Source organism: Bradyrhizobium stylosanthis (genome assembly GCF_001641335.1).
Classification (GTDB): Bacteria; Pseudomonadota; Alphaproteobacteria; order Rhizobiales; family Xanthobacteraceae; genus Bradyrhizobium; species Bradyrhizobium stylosanthis.
In genome coordinates this window covers 1,065,133-1,088,057 of record NZ_LVEM01000003.1, presented here as the reverse complement: position 1 = coordinate 1,088,057, position 22,925 = coordinate 1,065,133, and the positions used below count along the sequence as shown (strand labels likewise).

The following is a 22,925-nucleotide window of genomic DNA, read 5'->3' as shown; positions in this document are numbered from 1 at the left end:
TTACGACCCTTGTCTTGTAATTCCGTTTCCTGCGCAGAGTGGTGCTGATGAGCTTTGAAGCCTATGAAGCAGTCGTCGACGAGAGCGGCTCCGAGGCGAGAGGTCGCGAGCGGCAGGCGCTCAGCCTCGGCATCGACCGCCTCGAGCGCCTTCAGAAGGGCCGCGCCAGTTTCGAGGATCAGGTCCAGAGCCTGCTCTATGTACGACGGCTGTGGACGATCTTCATCGAGGATCTCTCGCATCCGGAAAACGCGCTTCCCGAGAAGCTGCGCGCGGAGATCATCTCGATCGGCCTCTGGGTGGTCAAGGAAGCCGACCGCCTCCGTGAGGAGAAGTCGAACGACGTCGTGCAGCTCATCGAAATCAACCGCCTGATCCGAGACGCACTCTAATGAAGATATCCTTGCGGGCGGGCGAACGGATCTACATCAACGGCGCGGTGCTGCGCGTGGACCGCAAGGTCTCCGTCGAGCTCGTCAACGACGTGATGTTCCTGCTCGAAGGGCAGGTGATGCAGGCCTCCGACGCCACCACGGCGATGCGGCAGCTCTATTTCATCGTCCAGCTCATGCTGATGAACCCGACCGACGTCCGCGACGCTTCGGCGCTCTACGCCCAGCATCACGCGGCCCTGGCCGCGGTATGCGAGAGCCACGAGATGCTGGAGGGGCTGGCCGCGGTCGACGAGCTGGTCGGGGCGACCCGCTATTTCGAAGCGCTCAAGCGGATCCGGGCGCTGTTCCCGGTGGAGCAGGCCATCCTGGCCGGCGCCACCACTGAAGTCCCATTCCAGGCTGCCTGACAGCGGAGAGGCACATGAACGTCACCAGCGCGACCGACAGCACCAGCAAGTCGTCCAGCTCGACCAACTCCACGACCACGGCGAGCAACAGCGTCGACTACAATACGTTTCTTCAGCTCCTCGTGGCCGAGATGAAGAACCAGGATCCGACCAATCCGATGGATACCTCGCAGTATATGAGCCAGTTTGCCCAGCTCTCGACGGTCGAGCAGGCCATGCAGACCAACACCAAGCTGGATGCGCTGCTGTCCTCGCAGTCGCTGTCGCAGGCGGACGGGTTGATCGGAAAGACCGTCAGCTTCACCGATTCCACCGGCGCGACCTTCTCCGGCAAGGTCAAGTCGATCTCGATCAACAGCGACGGCTCCGTCGCGACCCTCGAGGACGGCACCAAGGTCGCCGTCGGGCCCGGCCTCACGATCAGCCAGTCATGAACGAGCGGGACGCCCTCGACATCGTCCAGGCGGCGATCTGGACCATCATCGTCGCCTCCGGGCCTGCGGTCGGCGCGGCGATGCTGGTCGGCACCATCATTGCACTGATGCAGGCCTTGACCCAGATCCAGGAGGTGACGCTGACCTTCGTTCCGAAGATCATCGTCATTCTCGTGGTCGTTGCCGTCTCGGGCTCCTTCATCGGCGCCCACCTCTCCACCTTCACCGAGATGGTCTACTCGCATATCGAGCGGGGCTTCTGAGCCGCGAGGGTCCACCACCCTCGCGTAAGCTTTGCACGGCAGATTACGGGGCGGACCCTCTGCCGGTGACCCATGGCCGATACGTTAGCTGCTAGCCTGCCCAGCCCCCGCCGTTTCGGGGCGGACGCCTTCTTTGCGGCCGGCATCGTGACCATGCTCACGATCCTGTTCCTGCCGATACCGCCGATCCTGATCGATCTCGGCCTTGCCTTCTCGATCGCGCTGTCGGCGTTGATCCTGATGGTCGCGCTGTGGATCCAGCGGCCGCTGGATTTCTCGGCGTTTCCGACCGTGCTGCTGATCGCGACGATCCTGCGCCTGGCGCTCAATATCGCGACGACGCGTCTCATCCTGTCGCGGGGCGGGGAGGGCGAGCAGGCCGCAGGTCATGTCGTCGCCGGTTTCTCGAAATTCGTCATGGGCGGCGATTTCGTCATCGGCCTGATCATCTTCGCGATCCTGGTCACGGTGAACTTCGTCGTGATCACCAAGGGTGCGACGCGTATCGCCGAAGTCGGCGCGCGGTTCACCCTGGACGCCATCCCCGGCAAGCAGATGGCGATCGACGCGGACCTGTCCGCGGGCCTGATCGACGACAAGGAAGCCCAGCGCCGGCGCCGCGAGCTCGAAGAGGAAAGCGCCTTCTTCGGCGCCATGGACGGTGCCTCGAAGTTCGTGCGCGGCGACGCCATCGCCGGCCTGATCATCACGGCGATCAACATCTTCGGCGGCATCGTCATCGGCGTCACCCATCACGGCCTCTCGCTGTCGCGCGCGGCCGACGTCTACACCAAGCTCTCCGTCGGCGACGGTCTGGTGTCGCAGATGCCGGCCCTGATCGTGTCGCTGTCGGCGGGCCTGCTGGTCTCCAAGGGCGGCACCAGGGGCTCGGCGGAGCAGGCCGTGCTGCGGCAGCTCGGCGGCTATCCTCGCGCCGTGTCGGCCGCCGCGCTGATGATGTTCGTGCTCGCGCTGATGCCGGGGCTGCCGATGCCGCCCTTCATTCTGCTCGGCGGCGTCATGGCCTTCGTCGGCTACTCCCTGCCGAAGCGGCAGGCGGCGGAGAAGCAGAAGGAAGATGCGCGCAAGGCCGACGAGCGCGCCCAGGCCCAGGCCAAGGAAGCGGTCAAGGACTCGCTCAAGACCGCGGAGATCGAGCTGGCGCTCGGCGGCCACCTTTCGGTCCACCTGCTGGGCTCGCGCACCGAGCTCGGACACCGCGTCGCCAAGATCCGCAAGAAGTTCGCCAAGCAATACGGCTTCGTGATTCCCGAGATCAAGCTCACCGACAATCTGTCGATCGATCCGAAGAGCTACCAGATCCGGATTCACGACACCCGCGTCGCCCACGGCGAGCTCAGGCTCGGCGAGGTGCTGGTGCTCGTCGACAAGGACGGCAAGCCCGACGTGCCCGGCGAAGAGGTGATCGAGCCCGCCTTCGGCATGAAGGCGCTGTGGGTGACGGAAGCCTTCACCGACGAGGTCAAGCGGCAGGGCTGCAAGCCGGTCGACAATTTGTCGGTGCTGCTCACGCATCTGAGCGAAGTGCTCCGGGCAAATCTCGCCCAGCTCCTGTCCTACAAGGACATGCGCGGCCTGCTCGACAGGCTCGATCCCGAGTACAAGCGTCTCGTCGAGGATCTCTGTCCTTCGCAGATCTCCTATTCGGGCCTGCTGGCGATCCTGAAGATCCTGCTGGCCGAGCGCGTGTCGATCCGCAACCTGCACCTGATCCTCGAGGCGATCGCCGAGATCGCGCCCCATGTGCGGCGCCCCGAACAGGTCGCGGAGCATGTGCGCACGCGCCTTGCCCAGCAGATCTGCGGCGACCTCTCCGACAACGGCGTGCTCAACGTCGTCCGCCTCGGCAACCGCTGGGATCTCGCCTTCCACCAGAGCCTCAAGCGCGACGCCAAGGGCGACGTCGTCGAATTCGACGCCGATCCGCGCCTCATCGAGCAGTTCGCGACGGAAGCCAGCGCCGCGATCCGCAAGTTCACCGAGAACGGCACCAGCGTTGTGCTGGCGGTGACCCCCGAGGCGCGGCCCTATGTCCGGATGATCCTGGAACGGGTATTCCCTACGCTTCCGATCCTGTCGCATGTGGAAGTGGCGCGCAGCGCCGAGATCCGTGCGCTCGGAGCCATCTCGTGATCAGCGGCCTCGCCGACAGCGTGCTGGTCACGTTCATCGTGTTCTGCCGCATCGGCGCCTGCCTGATGTTCGTGCCCGGCTATTCCAGCGTCAACGTCCCGGCCCAGGTCCGCCTGTTCATCGCGCTGGTCACGACCTTCGCGCTGACGCCGATCCTGATCGCGGTGGTGAAGCCTCTCACCGACAACGCGGCGCCGCTGTCGCTCGCGCTCCTGATCGGTTCCGAGATCCTGGTCGGCAGCGTCATCGGCCTCGGCGGTCGCGTGTTCTTCCTCGCGCTCCAGACCATGGCGACCGTGATGGCGAGCGCGATCGGGCTCAGCAACATCCCGGGCACGCCGGTCGCCGACACCGATCCGGCGCCCGCCCTCGTGCCGCTGATCATGGCATCGGTCACCACGCTGTTCTTCATGACCGACCAGCACTGGCAGGTGCTGCGTGGGCTGATGAACTCCTACGACGTCTGGCATCCCGGCAGCAGGATCGGCGGCAGCATGCCGCTCGACCAGCTCGTGGGCCGCTTGTCGGAGGCGTTCGTGCTGACACTGCGCATCGCCAGCCCCTTCATCGTCTATTCCGTCATCGTCAACTTCGCGGTCGGGCTGCTCAACAAGCTGACGCCGGCGATCCCGGTCTATTTCATCTCGGTGCCCTTCGTGCTGTTCGGCGGCTTCCTGCTGCTCTACCTGACCAGCGACGAGCTCTTGACGCAATTCATCCTCGGCGTCTCGTCGTGGCTGGCGGAGTGAGGGATCATGAAGGCGCGCGCGGACAAGCTCGGTCGGATGGTCTCGCTGGTGAAGCTTCAGCTGCGGTTGTCCGAGTGGCAGCTCGCGCATCTGCGGCAGCAGGAGCGCAGCCTGCAGGACGAGCAGGAATGGTTGGTGGGCGCGCTGAACGAGGGCAAGCCGCCGGCGGGCTCGTCGAGCGACTCGATCGCACGGCGGCTCAACAGGACGAGCGTCGGGGCGCGTGTGGTGAAGGAGCAGGCCTCGCGGCAGCTCGACCAGGTTCGCGCCGAGACCCGCCGCGTGAAACAGCTCGAGGAAGTCGCCAAGGCAGCGCTCGCGGACAAGGTTCGCGACGCCGAAAAGCGCGCGCTCGAAGAGATGACGGGAACAAGCCTCACCGTGCGCGCGTGGACGCCACGGCCAGCCAGCCGGACCAAGACATGATCGTGACAGCAACACCCGACCTCGTCCTCGACGTCCTCGAGGCCGCCGATCCCGTGACGCAGCGCACGGCGACCGCGAAGCTCGATGCGCTGAAATCGTCGGATGTCGATTTCGCCGCCACGATGGCCACGGAAGCAAGCAAGGCAAAAGCGGCGGCCGATCAGTCCGCGGCGACGCTTGCGGGGACGCAGTCGACGGCCGTGAACGGGCCGCCGGTGCAGGTGATCAAGAAGCCCGGCCAGGACGAGGTCTATCGCAAGTTCGAAGCCTTCATCCTGCAGACCTTCGTCGAGACGATGCTGCCGAAGGATTCGGAACAGGTGTTCGGCAAGGGGACTGCCGGCGGAGTGTGGAAGTCGATGCTGGCGGAGCAGCTTGGCGCTCAGTTGGCGAAGGGCAAGGGCATTGGCATTGCCAAGCAGCTTGCCGGCGCCCATCCGGTGGGACCGGACACGACAGGCAAGGCCGGATGACGATCAGGGAATGGGTGACAGACGTTGAGGGGTGAATTTCCTATGCAGGCACAAGAGAGCGCGGCGGCCCTGGTGATGGAGCAGCCGGTGGTGGACGCCGAAGCGATAGCGATGGAAGCGGCATCAGGCGATGCGCTGCTGCCCGTGCTGCTGACCAATGTCGGCGGCGAAGCGGTCATCGAGGCCACGGAGCCGGAGAAGTCGGACGAGGTGCGCGGCCTCTTGGCGTCGATCCGCCGGCTCGAAGGCATTGTCGAGGAGGAGACGGAGGCGCTCTCGACGGGCAAGAAGATCGATTTCGACGAATTCAGCGCCCGCAAGAGCCGCGGCATGCTTGAATTCGTCCGCCTGATGCGGGCGCGCATGCATCTCGGCGCCGAGCTCGAGGTCACCGAGGAGATCCAGCGCCTGCGCGAGAAGCTCGAGCGCAATCGTTCGCTCCTCGAGATGCATTACGATGCGGTGCGCGAGGTCGCCTCCATCATCGTCAGGGCAATCAAGGACGTCGAGTCGGACGGCACCTATACCGGTCGCGCAGCACAGGACGGAAAATGATCAGGGTCGTGCTGGCCGGACTCTGGGTCTGCATCCTCACCGCGGGCACGAGCTATGGCGTGGCCTACTGGAAGGAGAACGGCAGCCTGCTGCCGCCAAAGGACGCCTATCTCGACGGGCTGCAATACCAGAAGACGCGTGCGCTGAGCGTGCCCATGGTCGAGAACGGCAACGTGCAGGGCTACATCGTGGCGCGCTTCGTCTACACCGTGGAGGCGCGGACCATGCACCAGCTCAACGTCCCGCCGGAGCCGTTCGTCGTCGACGAGGCCTTCCGCAGGATCTATGCCGACGACCGCCTCGATTTCCGGAAGCTCGCCCGCTACGACCTCGGCATCCTCACGACGGCGATCAAGCAGCGCGTCAACGAGCGGATGCAGGCCGACGTCGTCCAGGACGTCCTGGTCGAGGACTTCAACTACGTCTCCAAGGAAGAATTCCAGTCGAAGCCGTAGGCATCGCCGGCGGGCAAACCCCGGCCGTCCTGAACAGTCGTGCCGTATGAAAGCCGGGGCGAGAGCCCTGGTCTGGTCGCGCCTCGCGGCGGCCGCGGGCTGCAGGGCCTGCATTCCGCACTTCCGGTCTAAAAATGGAAAAGGCCTCTGCGAAGTGCTTCGCAGAAGCCTTTGTCCGTGCGGTGGTGTTCGCCGGGTCAGTTTCCGGGTTGATACGCCGCCGGGGCGGCATGCGCCCTGTTGAGGAGGATGCCGACCTCGTCGAGGTCCTGCATCGGCTCGTCGAGGGTCTCGCCGGCCGGGATGTTGAGGCGATACCCGACGTAGCGGCGGGCCACGATCGCATCGAAGCCGAGGCGGTCGCGGAGCTTCTTGCGCAGCTTGCTGACGTGGCTTTCGATCACGCTCTCGTCGAAGGTGGACTCGAAGATGCCGTAGACCGCGTTGAAGATCTGCGTCTTGGTGATCCACTTGCCGTGGTTGCTGACCATATACTCGAGAATGCGCAGTTCGCGGCGGGGCAGGGTGAGCGCGTGGCCGGCGATTTCGGGATCCCGCCCGTTGAAGAAGACCTGGATCCTGGTCTCGCAAGGCCTCGGCAGCTCGCCGACCCGGCGGCGCGCGATAGCAGCCGTTCGGGCCAGGATCTCGCGGAGATGTATCGGCACGTGCACGACGTCGTCGACGCCCGATTCAAACAGCTCCAGCGTGTTCTTGAGCATCTTCTGGCCGCTCATGGCGATAATGGGAGCCGAAGAGCGCTTGCGCATCGCCCGTGGCAGAGTCCCGCGGCCGTCGCAATCCCCGAGAAGGAAGGCATCGACCGCCGCCAAGTCCGATTCACTCGCGGATTGCAGCCACTCCCAGAACTCTCCGGAGGAGAAGCCGATCGACGATACACCTTCGCGAACGAGCCCTCCAACGTAGCTGTTCGTGACGCTCTCGCGATCATCAACGATAATATACATCAGTCTTTCGCTCCTGTTTCGCACTTATCGCGGCCGGCTGGTTGTTGTGATGCCCGGCTCGGCGACTATGCTGTTTGACGATATTCCCATCCCGCGAACCGTTGTTATGGTTTCGATATTCGCGGGCAGCCCTACGCATTCAGTGCCTGCGTTTTCCGCGGGCCTGTTACTTCGACTCGATACTGAACGCTTACTGCGTGAGGCCCGGCGGGTGTCTTACGGATCACCTCGCGGGGCGGATTGAGACAGCGACCTAGAACAGTTGCGCCAAGTTGCTTATCGCGTCCGAACGCTACTGAACCTTGCCGATCTCCTCGCCAACTGGCGAGAATCACTTAAGTAGGACCGTAACGATTGCCGATTTCCGATCAAGCGCGCGGAACAAAGCGATTGCTATGCGTGTTTGATACTGTTGGTTTGTTACGAGTTGTTTCTTGATGTATCTGATCGCACCAATTGATTTGGAATCTAAACTACTTCTGAATCGCGCTGTGTCTACAGTTCCGCATCTCTGTATAATCACTACTATTTTGGGTGGTGCTGGGGGTCGTGCGTAGAGGGGGGATTTCAACCCCGGATTGACTCTATCCACCGCTTGTCCACATGCGACAATTCGACTCATGTGTGGCGGCTGGACTCCAGCTTGGCGAAATCTTGGCGGGTGTGTGTCTTTCGAGTCGCACTTTCGCCGCGTGCGTGACGCGTTTGACTCATTCGACGTCGCATCGCGCGCGATGAAAAGTTTTCGACGCGCACGTTTCAGGCAAGCTTCGACAAATAAATTCGTCGCTCGATAGATCGAAGCGAACGGAGCATTTTCACATGTCGTCCGATGGACAAGCTCGTCCCGGCGCAACGGCCGATGTTGCCGCGGCGGCGAAGCCGGCTCCGGAAGCACGCAATACAAGTTCGCCGCAAGCGGCCAAGCCCGCGCCAAACGCAAAGCGCATGTCGGCTGCAGCGAACGACGAGACTTTGGCGAAAGAGGCGCTCGAAGGACTGAAGCGCATCCGCGCCAAGGCGCGCCTCGACAAGATGGCAATTCCCACGCCGGCACCGGCCGTGATCAAGCCGGCCGTGATCGTGGCCAAGCCGCCGCCGCCGCGGCCGACCTGGGTGGTGCCGCTCGCCACCTTGGCCGCCGCAGCCATCCTGGTGGTCTGCGCCTGCACCGGCGTCATCGCCTATCTCACCACGCAGCCCGCCCAGAACAATGTCGCGGCCAATACCGAGATCAGGAATTTGCGCGAGACGGTCGCGCAGCTGCGCAAGCAGCTGTCGGGCGTGTCCGAAAATCTGGACGGCCTGCGCACCGCGGTCGATCAGTCGAGCAAAGCGACCAGTGATCGCTTCGGCAGGTTCGCCGAAAACCTCGACCGCATCGAGCGCGTGAGCTCGTCCTCGACGGTGAAACTCGACAAGCTCGCCCAGGCGCAAGTCCAGGTACCGGCACCGGCGGCCGTCGCCTCGCAGCCGACCTCGCAGACGATGCCGATGATGGCCTCGGTCGCTGTTCCCGAATACACGGGTTCGGTGCCCGCGTCCGAACGCACGGCGGCGCCGCGCAAGGTGGTCAAGGGCTGGTCCGTGCGCCAGGCCTATGAGGGGATCGCGATCCTGCAAAGTCCGAACGGCGTCATCGAGGCCGTGCTGGGGCAGCAGGTGCCAGGTCTCGGCCGCATCGAGGAGATCAGATCCGAGAACGGGCGCCTGGTCGTGGAATCCAGCGGCGGTGTCATCTACTCGTCACGCAAGACGACGCCTTGATCTGAGCCCGGCGTCTACAGGCGGTGATGCTCGAAGCTGGTGCAGAGCAGCTCGACTTCGGGCTCGGCGATGGGCGCGCGGAACAGGCGGCAGGAGAACTCGGCCGCCGTCTTGCCGTCAGCGATGATGCGATCCTCCCGGAGGAAGATGCAGCGCTTGCAGACGTCGGTATGGTGCCGCTGCTCGGCCGCGTCGGACTGATCCAGCACGTGGCGTAGCGCGTCGCGCAAACGGATCTTGGCTTCGTCATCGAGCACGGCAATGGCGTCGACGAGAACGTTGACGGGATCGCGCGCCAGGAACTTCTTGCCCTGCTGCGTGACGCTCAGCATGACGGACCGCTTGTCCTTGGCCGAGCGCTTGCGCTCGATATAGCCGAGCCGCTCGAGTTCACCGATGATGAACGAGGCGGTGCCGCGCGTGGTGCCGACGTAACTCGCCAGCGCCGAAGGCGTGCGGGAAAACCGGTTGGCACGGGAGAGGAAGCGCAGCGCCATCCATTCGCGGTCGCGCAGGCCGTGCTTGGTGCCTTCGAACCACAGGATGCGAGCGACCTGCTCCACCAGTTCGATCGATTCGCGAGCCAAATTCATTTCAATTCCAGGTCGGATAAATCTTTAGTCAATTGAGCCTTGGGGCAGCGCAATCTGGGTGGGCGACAATGAAGCTCTCGGATGATCCTTCGTCCTGGCGGAGCACGCCCTGGGGGATGACGCTTCTCCGTTCCCGAACATGGAACTTCCGGCCGTCGAACTAGAGCGTCACAAAGAAAGTTCGGGTGAATCGCACGGCTCAACTCTTCGGAAAATTTCAGTCAAATGACTGCGCTTCGCGCCGGATTCCGACCGCGCGCGCGGCATCCCGGCAACATGATGTGTCGTTACCGCCACTGCGCAGGCTATTTGTTGCAACCGAACGCTTCGAACGGCGCGAAGCGGCCACGGATCTGCAACTCCTGACCGCGCGGGCCGCGGCTGTAGAGTCGCAATGTTGGGTTAATGGATGTTGCGCCGCAATGCAGCTACGCGGTTAAAGCCCGCACACGATCAAATCCGGGTAGGCGGACCCGAGCGACAGTCGCAGGACGCCGGTGCGCGCCAACGAAGGAATGAGACGGAGGGCGGCGTCCTCGCAGGCTGGTGACTTGCCTTTGCCCTGCAACTATTGGCGAATGCCTCGCCCCGGGGGGCACCAGTACAGGGAATAGGAAGGGAAAGACCGATGAGCTTTGAAACCACCATGACATCCGACGTCGTCGGGCTGACAAAAGTCGCCCCGTTCTCCCGCCGCGGATTCATGAGCGCCACCGCGGCCGTCGCCGCTGGCTATACGCTCGCGGCCGGTCCGGTCCGCGCCGACATCATCACGACTGACACGAACGGCCTCCAGACCGGCGATGCCAGGATCAAGGTGGGCTCGGAGGAGATGCCGGCCTATTTCGCCCGCCCGGCCGGCAACACCAAGGCGCCGGTGATCATCGTGGCGATGGAGATTTTCGGCCTGCACGAATACATCAAGGACGTGACGCGGCGCCTCGCCAAGCTCGGCGCCTTCGCCATCGCGCCCGATTACTACTTCCGCAAGGGCACCGACCTCACCAAGATCACCGACATCAAGGACCTGTTGCCGATCGTCAACGCCAAGCCGGACGCCGAACTGCTGTCCGACCTCGACGCGGTGGTGGCATGGGCGGGATCGCAGGGCGGCGACACGGCGAAGCTCGGCATCATCGGCTTCTGCCGCGGCGGACGCACCGTCTGGGAATACGCGGCCCACAACGGCAATCTCAAGGCCGGTGTTGCCTTCTACGGCACGGTGGTCGACCCCGCCAATCCGCTCTGGCCGAAGAGCCCGATGCAGCTCGTTCCCGAGATGAGGGCACCGGTGCTCGGCCTCTATGGCGGTGCCGATACCGGCATTCCCGTCGCCCAGGTCGAGCAGATGAAGGCGGCACTCGCAGAGAACAAGAAGACGGCCGAATTCAAGATCTATCCCGATGCGCCGCATGGCTTCCACGCCGACTATCGCGGCAGCTATCGCAGGGACGCCGCGGACGATGCCTGGAAGCAGGCGGAAGCCTGGTTCAAGAAATACGGCGTGTTGAGCTGATACCGAATTTCAGGGCGGCCCGCGTGGCCGCCCTTTCTCTATCAAGCAGCGCTGGTCTCACTTCGTCATCGCGCCGTAGACGATGTCCTGGACCTGCTCGCGATAATATTTGCGCAGCTCGCCCGGCGCCGCCGTTCCCACCACGACGACGAGGCGCTCCTTCGGATCGCAGAAGAACTGCGTGCCATAGGCGCCGTTCCAAGTGAACTCGCCGGGATTGCCGGGGACCGACGACAGGCCCTCGCTGGTGCGGACCGCCACGGAAAGGCCGAAGCCGAAGCCGCCGCGATGCGGCTCGACATTCGCCACGTTGTTCTTGATCTCCGGGCCAAGGTGATTGGTCGTCATGTGGTGCACGGTCTTCGGGCCGAGGATGCGCTGGCCGTCGAGCTCGCCACCGTTGAGCAGCATCTGCCCGAAGCGGACGTAGTCGCCGACGGTCGCGAACGAGCAGGCGCCGCCGCAATCGAACTTGGTCGGGCTATCGAGCAGCTTGATGGCCTGCGGCTTGCCGGTCAGCGGATCGTTCGCGAACGGGCGGGCGAGGCGCGGGCGTTGCGCGTCGGTCGGGTGGAAGGTCGCGTCCTTCATGCCGAGCGGCTGCCAGACATTGGCGGCGAGATAGTCGCCGAGCTTCTGCTCGCTGACCTTCTCGACCACCGCGCCCAGCACGTCGATCGAAAAACCGTACTCGAATTCGGTCGAGGGCTGGTGCGCCAGCGGCAGCTTCGTGATGCGGTCGACGAAAGCCTGGGTGTCGCCCTCGATTGCGGGCGCGACGCCGTCAGGATATTGCCGCGCCACCGGGCTCGATGAGTCCGGGCGGCCGCCATACATCAGTCCGGAGGTGTGTCGGTAGAGATCGTGGATGAAGATCGGCGATGCCTGCGGCTCGAGCTTGAGCGAGCCGTCGCTCTGGGGCACGCCGACCTTCATGTCGGCAAAGCCGGGATAGTAGTCGGACAGCTTGGCCTGGAGCGGCAGCTGGCCCCTTTCCATCAGCGTCAGGCCGGCGACCGCCGCCATCGGCTTGGTCATCGAGGCCAGCGCGAAGATCGCATCAACGGGCATCGGCGTGCCCTTGCCCGGATCGAGCATGCCATAGGCCTTGTAGTGCACGAGCTTGCCGTCCCGCGCGACGGCGACCACCGCGCCGGGGACGCGCTTGGCGGCGATCTCGCGTGCGAAGAAACTGTCGAGCCGCGCAAGACCCTGCTTCGAGAAGCCGGCGTCATCCGGATTGGTTTCGGGCAGCGGCGCGGCGTGCGCTGCACCGAGCGTGATGGCGGCAGCCGCCGCCGCGATCATGGCGATCGTCTTGTTCATTCTATTCCTCCCAGGCGAGCTCGTTATCGGAGTGGCTCGCGCGCTGCCTAGATCACGACCGCGCCGGAACGAAGTCAAGCGCGGGCACGGCATGTCTGGGAGGCGCCGATCGTGCCGGAACCTAGCGGCCTTCGCCGGCGCGCCACAGCGCATCCAGCGCCTGGCGATAGCTGGGATAGGCGAGCGCAACGCCGAGCTCGCGCTTCAATTTCGCATTGGAGACGCGGGCGCTGCTGGCATAGAAGCTGCGCGCCATCGCCGACATCTCGGCCGTCTCGAACGCCTCTTCCCGCGGAGGCGCGACACCCATCAGCCGCGCGGCATAGGCGATCACGTCCTGCGGCGGCGCGGGCTCGTCGTCGCAGACATTGAAGATGCCGCCCTGGTGGCCGATCGCGGCCATGATCGCGCTCGCAATATCGTCGGCGTGGATGCGGTTGAACACCTGTCCCGGCTTGATGATGCGCCGGGCCGTCCCGGTGCGCAGCGTCACCAGGGCGTTGCGGCCGGGGCCGTAGATGCCGGCGAGCCGCAGGATCGCGACGTTGCCCGGCGCGATGTCCATCCAGGCCTGCTCGGCCGCGAGCCGCAGGCGCGTGCGCTCGAAGGCGGCCTGCGTCGGCGTGCTTTCATCCACCCACGCCCCGCCGTGATCGCCATACACGCCGATGGTGGAGAGATAGATGATCTTGCGGCGGTGCCTCCCCAGCACGTCGCCGAATGCCGCGAGCGCGGGGTCGCCGGTGCTGCCGGGCGGGATCGAGACCAGGACGACATCGGCCTCACTGACGCGCTTGACCGTCTCGTCGGTTGGGCTGCCGCCGGAAAAGCCGTGCAGCTCGATACCCGCAAGGTCGTCACGCTTCTTGGGATCGCGCACCGTGCCGGCAATGTGCGAGAAGGCGCCGCCGAACTTGCGGGCAAAATGCTGGGCGCTGTAGCCGAGGCCGAGGATGAAGAGCCGCATGCGTCTCCCGTGCAGGTCGAGGTTCCCGTTCGCGCTGGCGGTGCGCCTGTCGCTCATAAGAGATTTTTGGGTCCGGCAAAAGATATTGCGATTTTACTCGACCGCCAGTGCGGGCGATGGTCGCCCGTGACAGGGAGGCATCGACCATGCAGGCAGAAGCGATCGCTCCAGCGGGTGCAGTCGAACTGGTCCGGCGCGCGGCTGCGCTGATCCTCGATGTCGACGGCACCCTGGCCGAGACCGAGGAGCTGCATCGGCGGGCCTTCAACCACGCCTTCGCCCGGCACGGTCTCGACTGGCATTGGGACCGGGCCACCTACAAGGACCTGCTGCGCGTGACCGGCGGCAAGGAACGCATGCGCGCCTACCATACGAGGCAGTGGATCGCGCCGCCGCTGTCGGATCCGGATATCGTCGAGCTTCACCGCATCAAGACTGCCCATTACGCCGAGCTGGTCGAGACCGGCTGCTGTCCTTTGCGACCGGGCGTGGCGGAACTGCTTGCTGCCGCGAAGGCGCGCGGCCAGCGGCTTGCGATCGCGACCACCACCTCGCACGGCAACATCGATGCGCTGCTGTCGCGGGCGCTGGGCCAGCGTTGGGCCGCCGATTTCGATGCGATCGTGGCCGGCGACGATGTCAGGCACAAGAAGCCGGCGCCGGATGTCTATCTCGAGGTCCTGGCGCGGCTGAAGATCGACGCGTCTGCGTGCCTTGCGATCGAGGATTCCGCCAACGGCCTGATCGCGGCCTCGCAGGCCAACATTCCGGTGCTGATCACGCGCAGCATGTTCTTTGGGGATGACGACTTCGGCGCGGCGAGGGCCGTGCTGGATGATCTGTCGGGCCTTGGATGAGGGGGCCAACACAAAAGTTGGAAAACAACCCCATGCACAGTAGACCACGCCGGCGTAAGAGCCCGTCGTCAGTGGACCCTGTGGCTCGCTCTATCGTCTTCAGCCTGCTCGACAATCTGCGCAATCGGGCTCGACTGGTGATGGACGAGGCGCCAGCCGTCGCCGACGCGCCGAAAATGGTTGGCTGCGGCCAGAGCTGTGCCGTCGACGATCTCGATGCAGAGCACGCGCGCGCTGTCGCCGTCGACGATGGCCTGCGGCTCGGCGCAAACGATCTGCGGCCGTTCCGGATTCTGCAGGATGTCGCGCCAGCTTCCGATCACGGTGGCGCGGCCGATGATCGCGGGCCAGCCGGGATGGATGCAGGAGATGGCGTCGTCGTCCGCCCACATCTTCTCCATGCCGGCGAAGTCGCCGGTGGAGAAGGCGGCATAGAAGGCCGCGTTCGCGGCGATGACCTTGCTGTCCTTTGCCATACCTCTCGGGTGCGGCAATGACAGGCAAAAATCAAGCGCGACTTCCGTTCGATTTTGCGTTTGGTTTGACCGCAGTGCAGCATTCAAGACGCTGCCCACTTTATGGTCATGCCGAGACAAGCATCTCCACGGCCCGTCGCGCGCCGTCTTGATAGAGGCGGCCGAGCGCCGCGGTCACGGCTTCGCGCAGGCGCTGCTCGTTGCCCAGGGGCCCGAACACCTTCTGGACGCCGAGCAGTGCGGGCGCGAGCCGTTCGGCGACGGGACCGGCCTCGCGTGCCAGCGCGGCGAACTCGGCCGCAAGCGGATCGCGCACGTCGATGGCGCGGCCCTTCTCGTCAGTGGCGGTGACGTAACGCATCCAGCCGGCGACCGCGAGCGCGTGGGTGTCGACCGGCAGGTTCCGCGCAAGACGATCCTGCATCGCGCCGAGCAGGCGCTGCGGCAATTTCTGCGAACCGTCCATCGCGATCTGCCAGGTGCGATGGTGCAGCGCTGGATTGGAAAAACGCTTGAGCAGCGAGGCGCGGTAGGCGGCGAGATCCGTGCCTGCGGGCATCGTCAACGTTACCGCGGCCTCTTCCATCACCCGCGCGGCCAGACGCGCGAAATGCGGATCGGTCATGGTGTCGGCGATGGTCTCGTAACCTGCGAGATAGCCGAGATAGGCCAGCGCCGAATGGCTCGCGTTGAGCAGCCGCAGCTTCATCAGCTCGAACGGCTTGACGTCGGTGACGAGCTCGACGCCGGCGGCGGCAAGGTCGGGCCGGCCCGCGGTGAAGCGGTCCTCGACCACCCATTGCGTGAAGGGCTCGGTCATCACCGGCCAGGCGTCGAGCAGGCCGAGCGCGGATGACACCGCATCGCGGTCGGCGTCCGTCGTCTCCGGCACGATGCGGTCGACCATGGTCGAAGGGAAGGCGGCGTTGTCTGCGATCCACTTGCCGAGATCCTTGGAGCGGAGCGCGGCGAACTGCGTCACGATCCGCTGCACGGTGTGGCCGTTGGCAGCGAGGTTGTCGCAGCACAGCACGGTGAAAGGCGGAAGTCCCTGCGCGCGCCGGCGCGCCAGCGCCGCCACGATGAAGCCGGGCGCCGAGCGCGGCGCGTCAAAATTGTTGAGATCGTGCACGACGTCGGGATGCCGCTCGTCGAGATCGCCGGTCTGCGGCGTGTGGCAATAGCCCTTCTCGGTGACCGTGAGCGAGACGATGCGAACTGCGGGATCGGCCATCCGTTCGACCAGCGCTGCGGGTTTCTCGCGCGCGACGACGCTGTCGAGCAGGGCGCCGATCACGCGGTGCTCGGTGCCTTCGGCTGCGCGTACGGCAACGGTATAGAGATGGTCCTGAGGGGCGAGGGCGTCGCGCGTATCCGGGCTGCGCAGGCTGGCGCCGACGATGCCCCAGGACATGCTGCCGCCGGCAATGCAATCGTCGATGACCACAGCCTGGTGCGCGCGGTGGAAGGCGCCGAGGCCGAGATGCACGATACCGGGTGTAACGCGTGCGCGGTCATAGGCCGGGCGGCGGATGCCGGGTGCCAACCGGTCGAGATTGGCGCTGCCAAGGCGCTCTGAATTGCGCATGGACGTCTCCCCCTTGCTTTGCCGCTGCTTGACATGGCGCCCGTATCAGGTCAATGCTCCGGTCAATTGGTAAGACCAATTTTCCAAAAATTGGCGGGCCGCGGGTTTGACGACCCCCGCGCAGCCCTTTCGGGAGGACCAGCGTGCCGCTGGAAGCTGTGGAGGCGAGACGGCTTTATCGCCAGGTCGCCGATCAATTGCGAAGCCTGATCGACAGCGGCGAGTACGTGGTCGGCAGCCGCTTGCCGACCGAGCGGGAGCTCGCCGAGCAGCTCAAGATCTCGCGCCCCACGGTGCGCGAGGCCCTGATCGCGCTCGAGGTCGAAGGCCGCGTCCGTATCCGCGTCGGCTCCGGCATCTACGTGACCGAGCCGGCGGACGCCGCGCCCACGCTGCCGGCCGCCGGTATCGAAGGCCCGTTCGAGCTGCTGCGCGCCCGCGAATTCCTGGAAAGCGCCATCGCCGAGCAGGCCGCGCGCGTCGCGACCAGGGACGATATCGCCCGCATCGATGCCTCGCTCGTCGCCATGGAGAATGTCGAGCACCCCGGCGAAGCCTCGATGGTGCATGACCGCGCCTTCCACGTCGCGATCGCCGGCAGCCTCGGCAACGCGGTGCTGGTGCGCGTGGTCGGCGAGTTGTTCGACCAGCGTCTCAATCCCTATTTCGCGCAGCTTGCGCATTATTTCGAAAGCCGGGGCACGTGGCGCACCGCGCTGGACGAGCATCGTGCCGTGCGCGACGCGATCGCGAGACACGATCCCGACGCCGCCCGTGAGGCCATGCGAAAACATCTGGCCCGTTCGCAGGAACGCTTTGCGCAGAATTTCGGCGCCGAGACTGCCGCCGGCGGGAGCCGGCCGGCGCGAGCTCCGGCAAAATCTGATAGCGCGCCGAAGAAGCAGGCCAAGGAGCACACCAAGGAAAGTGCCAAGGAGCGTGCCAAGAGCGGCAGTGCACGGCGGCGATGAGATTGGGCGGCCCGTTCCCGATTTTGGGGCGGACAAACAAGAAGCAGACTTTAGTCAGTGGAGGATAAGACAGTGTTGAAGAAGATGACGATGGTGCTGGCGACTTCGGTCGCGGCGATGCTCGCAGCAAGCAACCCCGGCATGGCGCAGACCAAGCTCAAATGGGCCCATGTCTACGAGACCTCGGAGCCGTTCCATACCGCTTCGGTCTGGGCCGCGCAGGAGATCGGCAAGCGCACCAACGGGCGCTACCAGATCGACGTCTATCCGGCCTCGCAGCTCGGCAAGGAGGCTGACATCAACCAGGGCCTGTCGCTCGGCTCGGTCGACATCATTATCTCCGGCTCGAGCTTCGCGGCCAAGAGCTTCCCGCCGATCGGCGTGACCTACTATCCCTACACCTTCCGCGACGCGGACCATCTCCTCGCCTACACCAAGAGCGATATCTTCAAGGAGCTCGCCAAGGGCTATGAGGACAAGAGCGGCCACCACATCGTCGCGGTGACCTATTATGGCGTGCGCCAGACCTCGTCGAACAAGCCGATCAAGACCTGCGCCGACCTCAAGGGCCTGAAGATGCGCGTGCCCGACGTGCCGGCCTACCTCGCCATGCCGCGCGCCTGCGGCGCCAACACCGCGCCGATCGCGTTCGCCGAGGTCTATCTTGCGCTCCAGAACGGCACCGTCGAGGCGCAGGAGAACCCGCTGACCACGATCGAGGCCAAGAAGTTCTACGAGGTGCAGAAGCACATCGTGCTGACCGGCCACATCGTCGACCACCTCAACACCGTGGTGGCGGGCGCGCTCTGGAAGAAGCTCAGCGACGAGGACAAGAAGATCTTCACCGACGTCGCGCAGGAAGCCGCTGCCAAGGCGACCGGCGAGATCAAGCAGAACGAGGCCAAGCTGGTCGCCTTCTTCAAGGAGAAGGGCCTGACCGTGACCGAGGTCGACAAGAACGAGTTCCGCGACACCGTTCTGAAGAACGTTCCGTTCGAGACCTTCGGCTATCGCAAGGCCGACTGGGAGCGGATCCAGGCGGTCAAGTAAGCAAGACCCTCATGGTGAGGAGCGCGAAGCGCGTCTCGAACCATGAAGGCCCGGGTGTCACTCAGGTGTCGCCCGGGACCATCCTTCGAGACGCTTGCTTCGCAAGCTCCTCAGGATGAGGAGCGGAGCAAAGTGACGCAATAGACCTAACTCGTCATTCCGGGGCTCGCGCAGCGAGAGCCCGGAATCTCGAGGTTCCGGGTCTGGTGCTAGCGCACCATCCCGGAACGACCGAGCCCGTTTGAGGAGTAACCCCCATGTCCACCGTCGAAGTGCACAGGCAGATCACCGGCGACGAGATCGCCCATACCTTCGAGGAGGAGGCGACGCCGAAGGTCGATCTCGGCGTCTACGCCTTCGAGGATTGGGTGGCGCTGGCGATCTTCTGGGTGATGGCGCTTGCCGTCTTCCTGCAGTTCTTCACTCGTTACGTCCTCAACGACAGCTATGCCTGGACCGAGGAGATCGCGACCTATTGCCTGATCGGCGTGGTCTTCATCGGCTCATCGATGTGCGTGCGGCTGTCGCGGCACATCCAGGTCGACCTGATCTACCGCTATCTGCCGCATCCCGTGGCGCGCACGCTGTCCACGATCATCGACCTGATCCGGATCGCTTTCTTCGGCTACGCCATCAAGCTGGTCTGGGTCTACATCCAGATCATCGGCGATGAGTCGATGACCACGATCAATCTCCCCAAGGACTACGTCTACTACGCCGTGCTGGCCGGCTTCGTGCTGATGTTCGCGCGCTCGGTGCAGGTAGCCATTCAACATTTGCGACAGGGTTATTCGATCCTCGAACGTCCCGGCGCCTACGACGGTTTTGAAGGGTAATCCCATGTTTCTGTTGCTCGGAGGCTTCCTCGTCCTGATGCTGCTCGGCGTTCCCGTGGCGATTGCCATGGCCGCATCGTCGCTGCTCTACATCCTGGTCAGCGGCGTGACGCCCGACGTTACGCTGGCGCAGCGCATGATCGCCGGCGTCGAGAGCTTTCCGCTGCTCGCCGTTCCCTTCTTCATCCTGGCCGGCAATCTCATGAACATCGCCGGTGTCACCGGCCGCATCTACAAATTCGCGGTCGCGCTGGTGGGGTGGATGCGCGGCGGTCTCGGCCACGTCAACATCATCGGCTCGGTGATCTTCTCCGGCATGTCCGGCACCGCGATCGCGGACGCCGCGGGTCTCGGCACCATCGAGATCAAGGCGATGAAGGACCACGGCTACTCCACCGAGTTCTCGGTCGGTGTTACCGCGGCCTCGGCCACGCTCGGGCCGATCATCCCGCCGTCGCTGCCGTTCGTGATCTACGGCATGATGGCGAACGTCTCGATCGGCGCGCTGTTCCTGGGCGGCGTCATTCCCGGCATCGTCATGACGCTGCTGATGATGGCGACGGTCACCTATTTCGCGCACAAGAACAAATGGGGCAGCGACACGCCGTTCTCCTGGCCGCAGCTCGGCTCGGCCGGCCTCGAGATCGCCATCGTGCTGGCGTTCCCGATGGCAATCTGGCTGATGGTGATGGCCGGCATGTCGGTCAACATGGCCGTGGTCATCGGTCTCGGCACGCTGCTGATCATCGACTGGTACTTCGACTTCTCGGCGGTGATGGCGCTGATGGCGCCCGTCATCCTGATCGGCGGCATGACGCTGGGCTGGTTCACGCCGACGGAAGCCGCGGTGGCAGCCGTGATCTGGTCGCTGTTCCTCGGCCTCGTCCGCTACCGCACCATGACCTTGAAGACGGTGGCAAAGGCGACCTTCGACACCATCGAGACCACGGCCTCGGTGCTGTTCATCGTCACCGCGGCCTCGATCTTCGCCTGGCTGCTGACGGTGTCGCAGGCCGCCCAGATGCTGTCGGACTGGATGCTCAGCATCACCCACAACAAATGGGTGTTCCTGGCGCTCGCCAACGTGCTCATCCTGTTCGTCGGCTGCTTCATCGACACCACGGCGGCGATCACCATCCTGGTGCCGATCCTGCTGCCGATCGTGCTCAAGCTCGGCATCGATCCGATCCACTTCGGCCTGATCATGACGCTGAACCTGATGATCGGCCTATTGCATCCGCCGCTCGGCATGGTGCTGTTCGTGCTCGCCCGCGTCGCAAAACTCTCGGTCGAGCGCACGACGGTCGCGATCCTGCCCTGGCTGGTGCCGCTGATGCTCGCGCTTATCGCGATCACCTACATTCCCGAACTGACCCTCTGGCTGCCTAAATACATGGGACTCTCCAAATGACCTCGACCGCTCTCGCCGCAACCCTGTTCGGCCCCGAAGACCTGCGCATGGTCGAGCATCCGCTCGACAAGCTCGCGAACGGGATGGTGCGCATCCGCTTCGGCGCCGGCGGCATCTGCGGCTCGGACATGCACTATTTCCGTCACGCCCGGACCGGCGATTTCGTCGTGAAGTCGCCGCTGGTGCTCGGTCACGAGATCTCGGGCGAGGTGGTGGAGATCTCCGGCGCCGCTGCCAACCTGAAGGTCGGCGACCGCGTCGCGGTCAACCCGTCGCGCTGGTGCGGCCATTGCGTCGCCTGCCGCGAAGGCCGGCCGAACCTCTGCGAGAACATCTACTTCATGGGCTCGGCCTCGAAGACCCCGCACATGCAGGGCGGCTTTGCCAATTATTTCGACGCGGTCCCGGCGCAGTGCGTGAAGATTCCGGACCACGTATCGTATCAGGCGGCGGCTCTGGCCGAGCCGCTCGCGGTCTGCCTGCACGCGGTCGCGCGCGCCGGCAACATCGACGGCAAGCGCGGCATCATCTTCGGTGCCGGCCCGATCGGGCTGCTGACCATGCTCGCCGCGCACCGCGCCGGCATGGCTGATGTCACCGTGGCCGACATCGCGCCCGCCCCGCTTGCGTTTGCGACCAAGCTCGGCGCTTCGCACGTCGAGAACGTCTCGGGTGGTGAGGAAGGACTGAAGGCCCAGGCCGCGTCGCGTCCCTACGACGTCGCGTTCGAGGTCTCGGGGACTGCTGCGGGCCTCGCCAGCGCGATCGGCATTGTCAGGCGCGGTGGTGTCGTGGTGCAGATCGGCAATCTGCCGGGCGGCCAGATCCCGACGCCGTCGAACGCGGTGATGGCGAAGGAGATCGACCTGCGCGGCTCGTTCCGCTTCGGCTTCGAGTTCATGAATGCGGTGGAACTGATCGGCGCCGGCAGCGTCGACGTGCTGTCGCTGGTGACCGCCGAGCGGCCGCTGTCCACCGCGCCCGACGCGCTGCGGCTGGCGCTCGACCGCTCGCAGAGCGTCAAGGTCGTGCTGACCGCGAATTGATTGGAGAGGCCAGATGATGCTCGAGGGATGGCGCTGGTACGGGCCGGATGATCCGGTCTCGCTCGACGACGTCAGGCAGGCCGGGGCGAGCGATATCGTCTCGGCGCTGCATCAGGTGCCGATCGGCGAAGCCTGGACGCGCAAGGCGGTCGAGGAGCGCAAGAACTTCATCGAGAAAGGCCAGCCCGGCCGCTCGCAGCTGACCTGGTCGGTGGTGGAATCGATCCCGATCCCCGACGACGTCAAGCGTCTCGGGGGCAAGGCGACGAAGTCGATCGAGGCGTGGATCGCGAGCCTGGAGGCGGTCGCCGCCAGCGGCATCAAGATCATCTGCTACAATTTCATGCCCGTCGTGGACTGGTGCCGCACCGATCTGGAATGGGAGCTGCCGAACGGCGCCCGCGCCATGCGTTTCGACCAGGACCGCTTTGCCGCGTTCGAGCTGCATATCCTGAAGCGCCCGGCCGCCGCGCAGGAATATTCGCCGGAGCAGCAGGCGCGCGCGAAAGCGCTGTTCGACAAGATGAGCCAGGCCGACATCGACTATCTCGTGATGGTGATCGCCAGCGCGCTGCCGGGCTCGACCACCGAGCCGATGACGATCCCGCAGTTCCGCGACCGGCTCGAGACCTATCGCGACATCACGCCAAAAATCCTGCGGCAGCATCTGGCCGAGTTCCTGGCGCAGGTGACGCCGGTCGCCGAGCAGCTCGGGGTGTCGCTGACCCTGCATCCCGACGATCCGCCGCGGCCGCTGTTCGGCCTGCCGCGCATCGCCTCGTCCGCCGACGATTACCAGGCGCTGTTCGACGCCGTGCCGTCGAAGGCGAACGGCATCTGCCTGTGCACGGGCTCGCTCGGCGTGCGCGCGGAGAACAACCTGCCTGAGATGGCCGAACGCTTCGGCCCGCGCATCGCCTTTGCCCATCTGCGCGCCACCAAGCGCGAGGCGGACGGCCTGTCGTTCTACGAGTCCGATCACCTCGACGGCGACGTCGACATGGTCGCGGTGCTCAAGGCACTCCTGAAGGAGAACGCGCGGCGCTCAAAGGACAAGCAAATCGTGTTCCGGCCCGACCACGGTCATCGCATGCTGGACGATCTCGCGGCGACCAAGCGCACCAATCCCGGCTACACCGCGATCGGCCGCCTGCGCGGCCTTGCGGAGCTGCGCGGCGCGATCCGGGCGATCGAGCATCGGTGATGCCAGCGCTTTAGTTTTGGCGGCAGAGCGGCGATAAT

General features: G+C 64.9%; 25 protein-coding genes. 19 read left to right on the top strand and 6 right to left on the bottom strand.

Annotated features, from left to right (window positions below; all coding sequences use genetic code 11):
* Positions 1-47: 47 nt before the first annotated feature.
* From flaF to A7X65_RS24800, 10 genes are all read left to right on the top strand, one after another.
* A complete protein-coding gene (flaF, locus tag A7X65_RS24845; protein WP_063690791.1) occupies positions 48-392 on the top strand; it encodes a flagellar biosynthesis regulator FlaF in 345 nt (114 codons plus the stop codon).
* Positions 392-802, top strand: coding sequence for a flagellar biosynthesis repressor FlbT (gene flbT / locus A7X65_RS24840; RefSeq protein ID WP_063689988.1), 411 nt, complete (start codon positions 392-394; stop codon positions 800-802). Before flaF ends, flbT begins: the two co-directional genes overlap by 1 nt.
* Before the next feature lie 14 nt (positions 803-816).
* Positions 817-1,236 (top strand): flagellar hook assembly protein FlgD, encoded by a 420-nt coding sequence (flgD, locus tag A7X65_RS24835; protein WP_063689985.1) that lies wholly within the window; start codon positions 817-819, stop codon positions 1,234-1,236.
* The gene (fliQ, locus tag A7X65_RS24830; RefSeq protein ID WP_018641238.1) at positions 1,233-1,499 is read left to right on the top strand and encodes a flagellar biosynthesis protein FliQ; all 267 of its coding nucleotides are present in this window, start codon (positions 1,233-1,235) and stop codon (positions 1,497-1,499) included. Before flgD ends, fliQ begins: the two co-directional genes overlap by 4 nt.
* A 72-nt stretch (positions 1,500-1,571) precedes the next feature.
* Entirely contained in the window at positions 1,572-3,653 is a 2,082-nt protein-coding gene (gene flhA, locus A7X65_RS24825; protein WP_063689982.1) for a flagellar biosynthesis protein FlhA, read from the top strand.
* The gene (fliR, locus tag A7X65_RS24820) at positions 3,650-4,402 is read left to right on the top strand and encodes a flagellar biosynthesis protein FliR (protein WP_063689979.1); all 753 of its coding nucleotides are present in this window, start codon (positions 3,650-3,652) and stop codon (positions 4,400-4,402) included. Before flhA ends, fliR begins: the two co-directional genes overlap by 4 nt.
* Before the next feature lie 6 nt (positions 4,403-4,408).
* Positions 4,409-4,828 (top strand): hypothetical protein, encoded by a 420-nt coding sequence (locus tag A7X65_RS24815; RefSeq protein ID WP_063689976.1) that lies wholly within the window; start codon positions 4,409-4,411, stop codon positions 4,826-4,828.
* A complete protein-coding gene (locus A7X65_RS24810) occupies positions 4,825-5,301 on the top strand; it encodes a rod-binding protein (protein WP_063690789.1) in 477 nt (158 codons plus the stop codon). The genes A7X65_RS24815 and A7X65_RS24810 overlap by 4 nt, the downstream gene beginning before the upstream one ends.
* Positions 5,302-5,343: 42 nt before the next feature.
* Positions 5,344-5,856 (top strand): hypothetical protein, encoded by a 513-nt coding sequence (locus tag A7X65_RS24805; protein ID WP_063689973.1) that lies wholly within the window; start codon positions 5,344-5,346, stop codon positions 5,854-5,856.
* Positions 5,853-6,311, top strand: coding sequence for a hypothetical protein (locus tag A7X65_RS24800; RefSeq protein WP_063689970.1), 459 nt, complete (start codon positions 5,853-5,855; stop codon positions 6,309-6,311). The genes A7X65_RS24805 and A7X65_RS24800 overlap by 4 nt, the downstream gene beginning before the upstream one ends.
* A gap of 197 nt (positions 6,312-6,508) precedes the next feature.
* Here the strand turns inward: A7X65_RS24800 and A7X65_RS24795 are convergent, their stop codons facing one another.
* Positions 6,509-7,279, bottom strand: a complete 771-nt coding sequence (locus A7X65_RS24795) for a response regulator transcription factor (protein ID WP_063689968.1) — start codon at positions 7,277-7,279, stop codon at positions 6,509-6,511.
* 822 nt (positions 7,280-8,101) lie between these two features.
* Here A7X65_RS24795 and A7X65_RS24785 point away from each other — a divergent pair.
* Positions 8,102-9,046, top strand: coding sequence for a hypothetical protein (locus A7X65_RS24785; RefSeq protein ID WP_063689964.1), 945 nt, complete (start codon positions 8,102-8,104; stop codon positions 9,044-9,046).
* A gap of 14 nt (positions 9,047-9,060) precedes the next feature.
* On the opposite strand, the gene A7X65_RS24780 is transcribed toward A7X65_RS24785, so the two are convergent.
* The gene (locus tag A7X65_RS24780) at positions 9,061-9,639 is read right to left on the bottom strand and encodes a MarR family winged helix-turn-helix transcriptional regulator (RefSeq protein ID WP_063689961.1); all 579 of its coding nucleotides are present in this window, start codon (positions 9,637-9,639) and stop codon (positions 9,061-9,063) included.
* A 628-nt stretch (positions 9,640-10,267) separates the two neighbouring features.
* Between A7X65_RS24780 and A7X65_RS24775 the strand changes: the two genes are divergently transcribed.
* Positions 10,268-11,155 (top strand): dienelactone hydrolase family protein, encoded by an 888-nt coding sequence (locus A7X65_RS24775; RefSeq protein WP_063689959.1) that lies wholly within the window; start codon positions 10,268-10,270, stop codon positions 11,153-11,155.
* 57 nt (positions 11,156-11,212) lie between these two features.
* Here the strand turns inward: A7X65_RS24775 and A7X65_RS24770 are convergent, their stop codons facing one another.
* Complete coding sequence (locus A7X65_RS24770) at positions 11,213-12,481, bottom strand: serine hydrolase domain-containing protein (protein WP_063689956.1); 1,269 nt, start codon at positions 12,479-12,481, stop codon at positions 11,213-11,215.
* A 121-nt stretch (positions 12,482-12,602) separates the two neighbouring features.
* Positions 12,603-13,448 (bottom strand): SDR family oxidoreductase, encoded by an 846-nt coding sequence (locus A7X65_RS24765; RefSeq protein ID WP_063690787.1) that lies wholly within the window; start codon positions 13,446-13,448, stop codon positions 12,603-12,605.
* 146 nt (positions 13,449-13,594) lie between these two features.
* Here A7X65_RS24765 and A7X65_RS24760 point away from each other — a divergent pair, with 146 nt between their 5' ends.
* Positions 13,595-14,305, top strand: coding sequence for an HAD family hydrolase (locus tag A7X65_RS24760; protein ID WP_063690785.1), 711 nt, complete (start codon positions 13,595-13,597; stop codon positions 14,303-14,305).
* A 68-nt stretch (positions 14,306-14,373) separates the two neighbouring features.
* On the opposite strand, the gene A7X65_RS24755 is transcribed toward A7X65_RS24760, so the two are convergent.
* Together A7X65_RS24755 and A7X65_RS24750 are read right to left on the bottom strand one after the other, a co-directional pair.
* Positions 14,374-14,781 carry a nuclear transport factor 2 family protein gene (locus tag A7X65_RS24755; protein WP_063689954.1) on the bottom strand — a complete coding sequence of 136 codons (408 nt, stop codon included), beginning with the start codon at positions 14,779-14,781 and terminating at the stop codon, positions 14,374-14,376.
* Between the two features lie 106 nt (positions 14,782-14,887).
* A complete protein-coding gene (locus tag A7X65_RS24750; RefSeq protein ID WP_063689951.1) occupies positions 14,888-16,369 on the bottom strand; it encodes a mannitol dehydrogenase family protein in 1,482 nt (493 codons plus the stop codon).
* A gap of 143 nt (positions 16,370-16,512) precedes the next feature.
* Here A7X65_RS24750 and A7X65_RS24745 point away from each other — a divergent pair, with 143 nt between their 5' ends.
* From A7X65_RS24745 to uxuA, 6 genes are all read left to right on the top strand, one after another.
* Entirely contained in the window at positions 16,513-17,340 is an 828-nt protein-coding gene (locus tag A7X65_RS24745; protein WP_063689948.1) for a FadR/GntR family transcriptional regulator, read from the top strand.
* Between the two features lie 90 nt (positions 17,341-17,430).
* Entirely contained in the window at positions 17,431-18,390 is a 960-nt protein-coding gene (locus A7X65_RS24740) for a sialic acid TRAP transporter substrate-binding protein SiaP (protein ID WP_063690783.1), read from the top strand.
* A gap of 257 nt (positions 18,391-18,647) precedes the next feature.
* Positions 18,648-19,226, top strand: coding sequence for a TRAP transporter small permease (locus A7X65_RS24735; RefSeq protein WP_063689943.1), 579 nt, complete (start codon positions 18,648-18,650; stop codon positions 19,224-19,226).
* 4 nt (positions 19,227-19,230) lie between these two features.
* Positions 19,231-20,637 carry a TRAP transporter large permease gene (locus A7X65_RS24730; RefSeq protein WP_063689940.1) on the top strand — a complete coding sequence of 469 codons (1,407 nt, stop codon included), beginning with the start codon at positions 19,231-19,233 and terminating at the stop codon, positions 20,635-20,637.
* Positions 20,634-21,683 carry an L-idonate 5-dehydrogenase gene (locus A7X65_RS24725; RefSeq protein WP_063689937.1) on the top strand — a complete coding sequence of 350 codons (1,050 nt, stop codon included), beginning with the start codon at positions 20,634-20,636 and terminating at the stop codon, positions 21,681-21,683. The genes A7X65_RS24730 and A7X65_RS24725 overlap by 4 nt, the downstream gene beginning before the upstream one ends.
* A 13-nt stretch (positions 21,684-21,696) precedes the next feature.
* Positions 21,697-22,887, top strand: coding sequence for a mannonate dehydratase (gene uxuA / locus A7X65_RS24720; RefSeq protein WP_082885032.1), 1,191 nt, complete (start codon positions 21,697-21,699; stop codon positions 22,885-22,887).
* Positions 22,888-22,925: the final 38 nt, after the last annotated feature.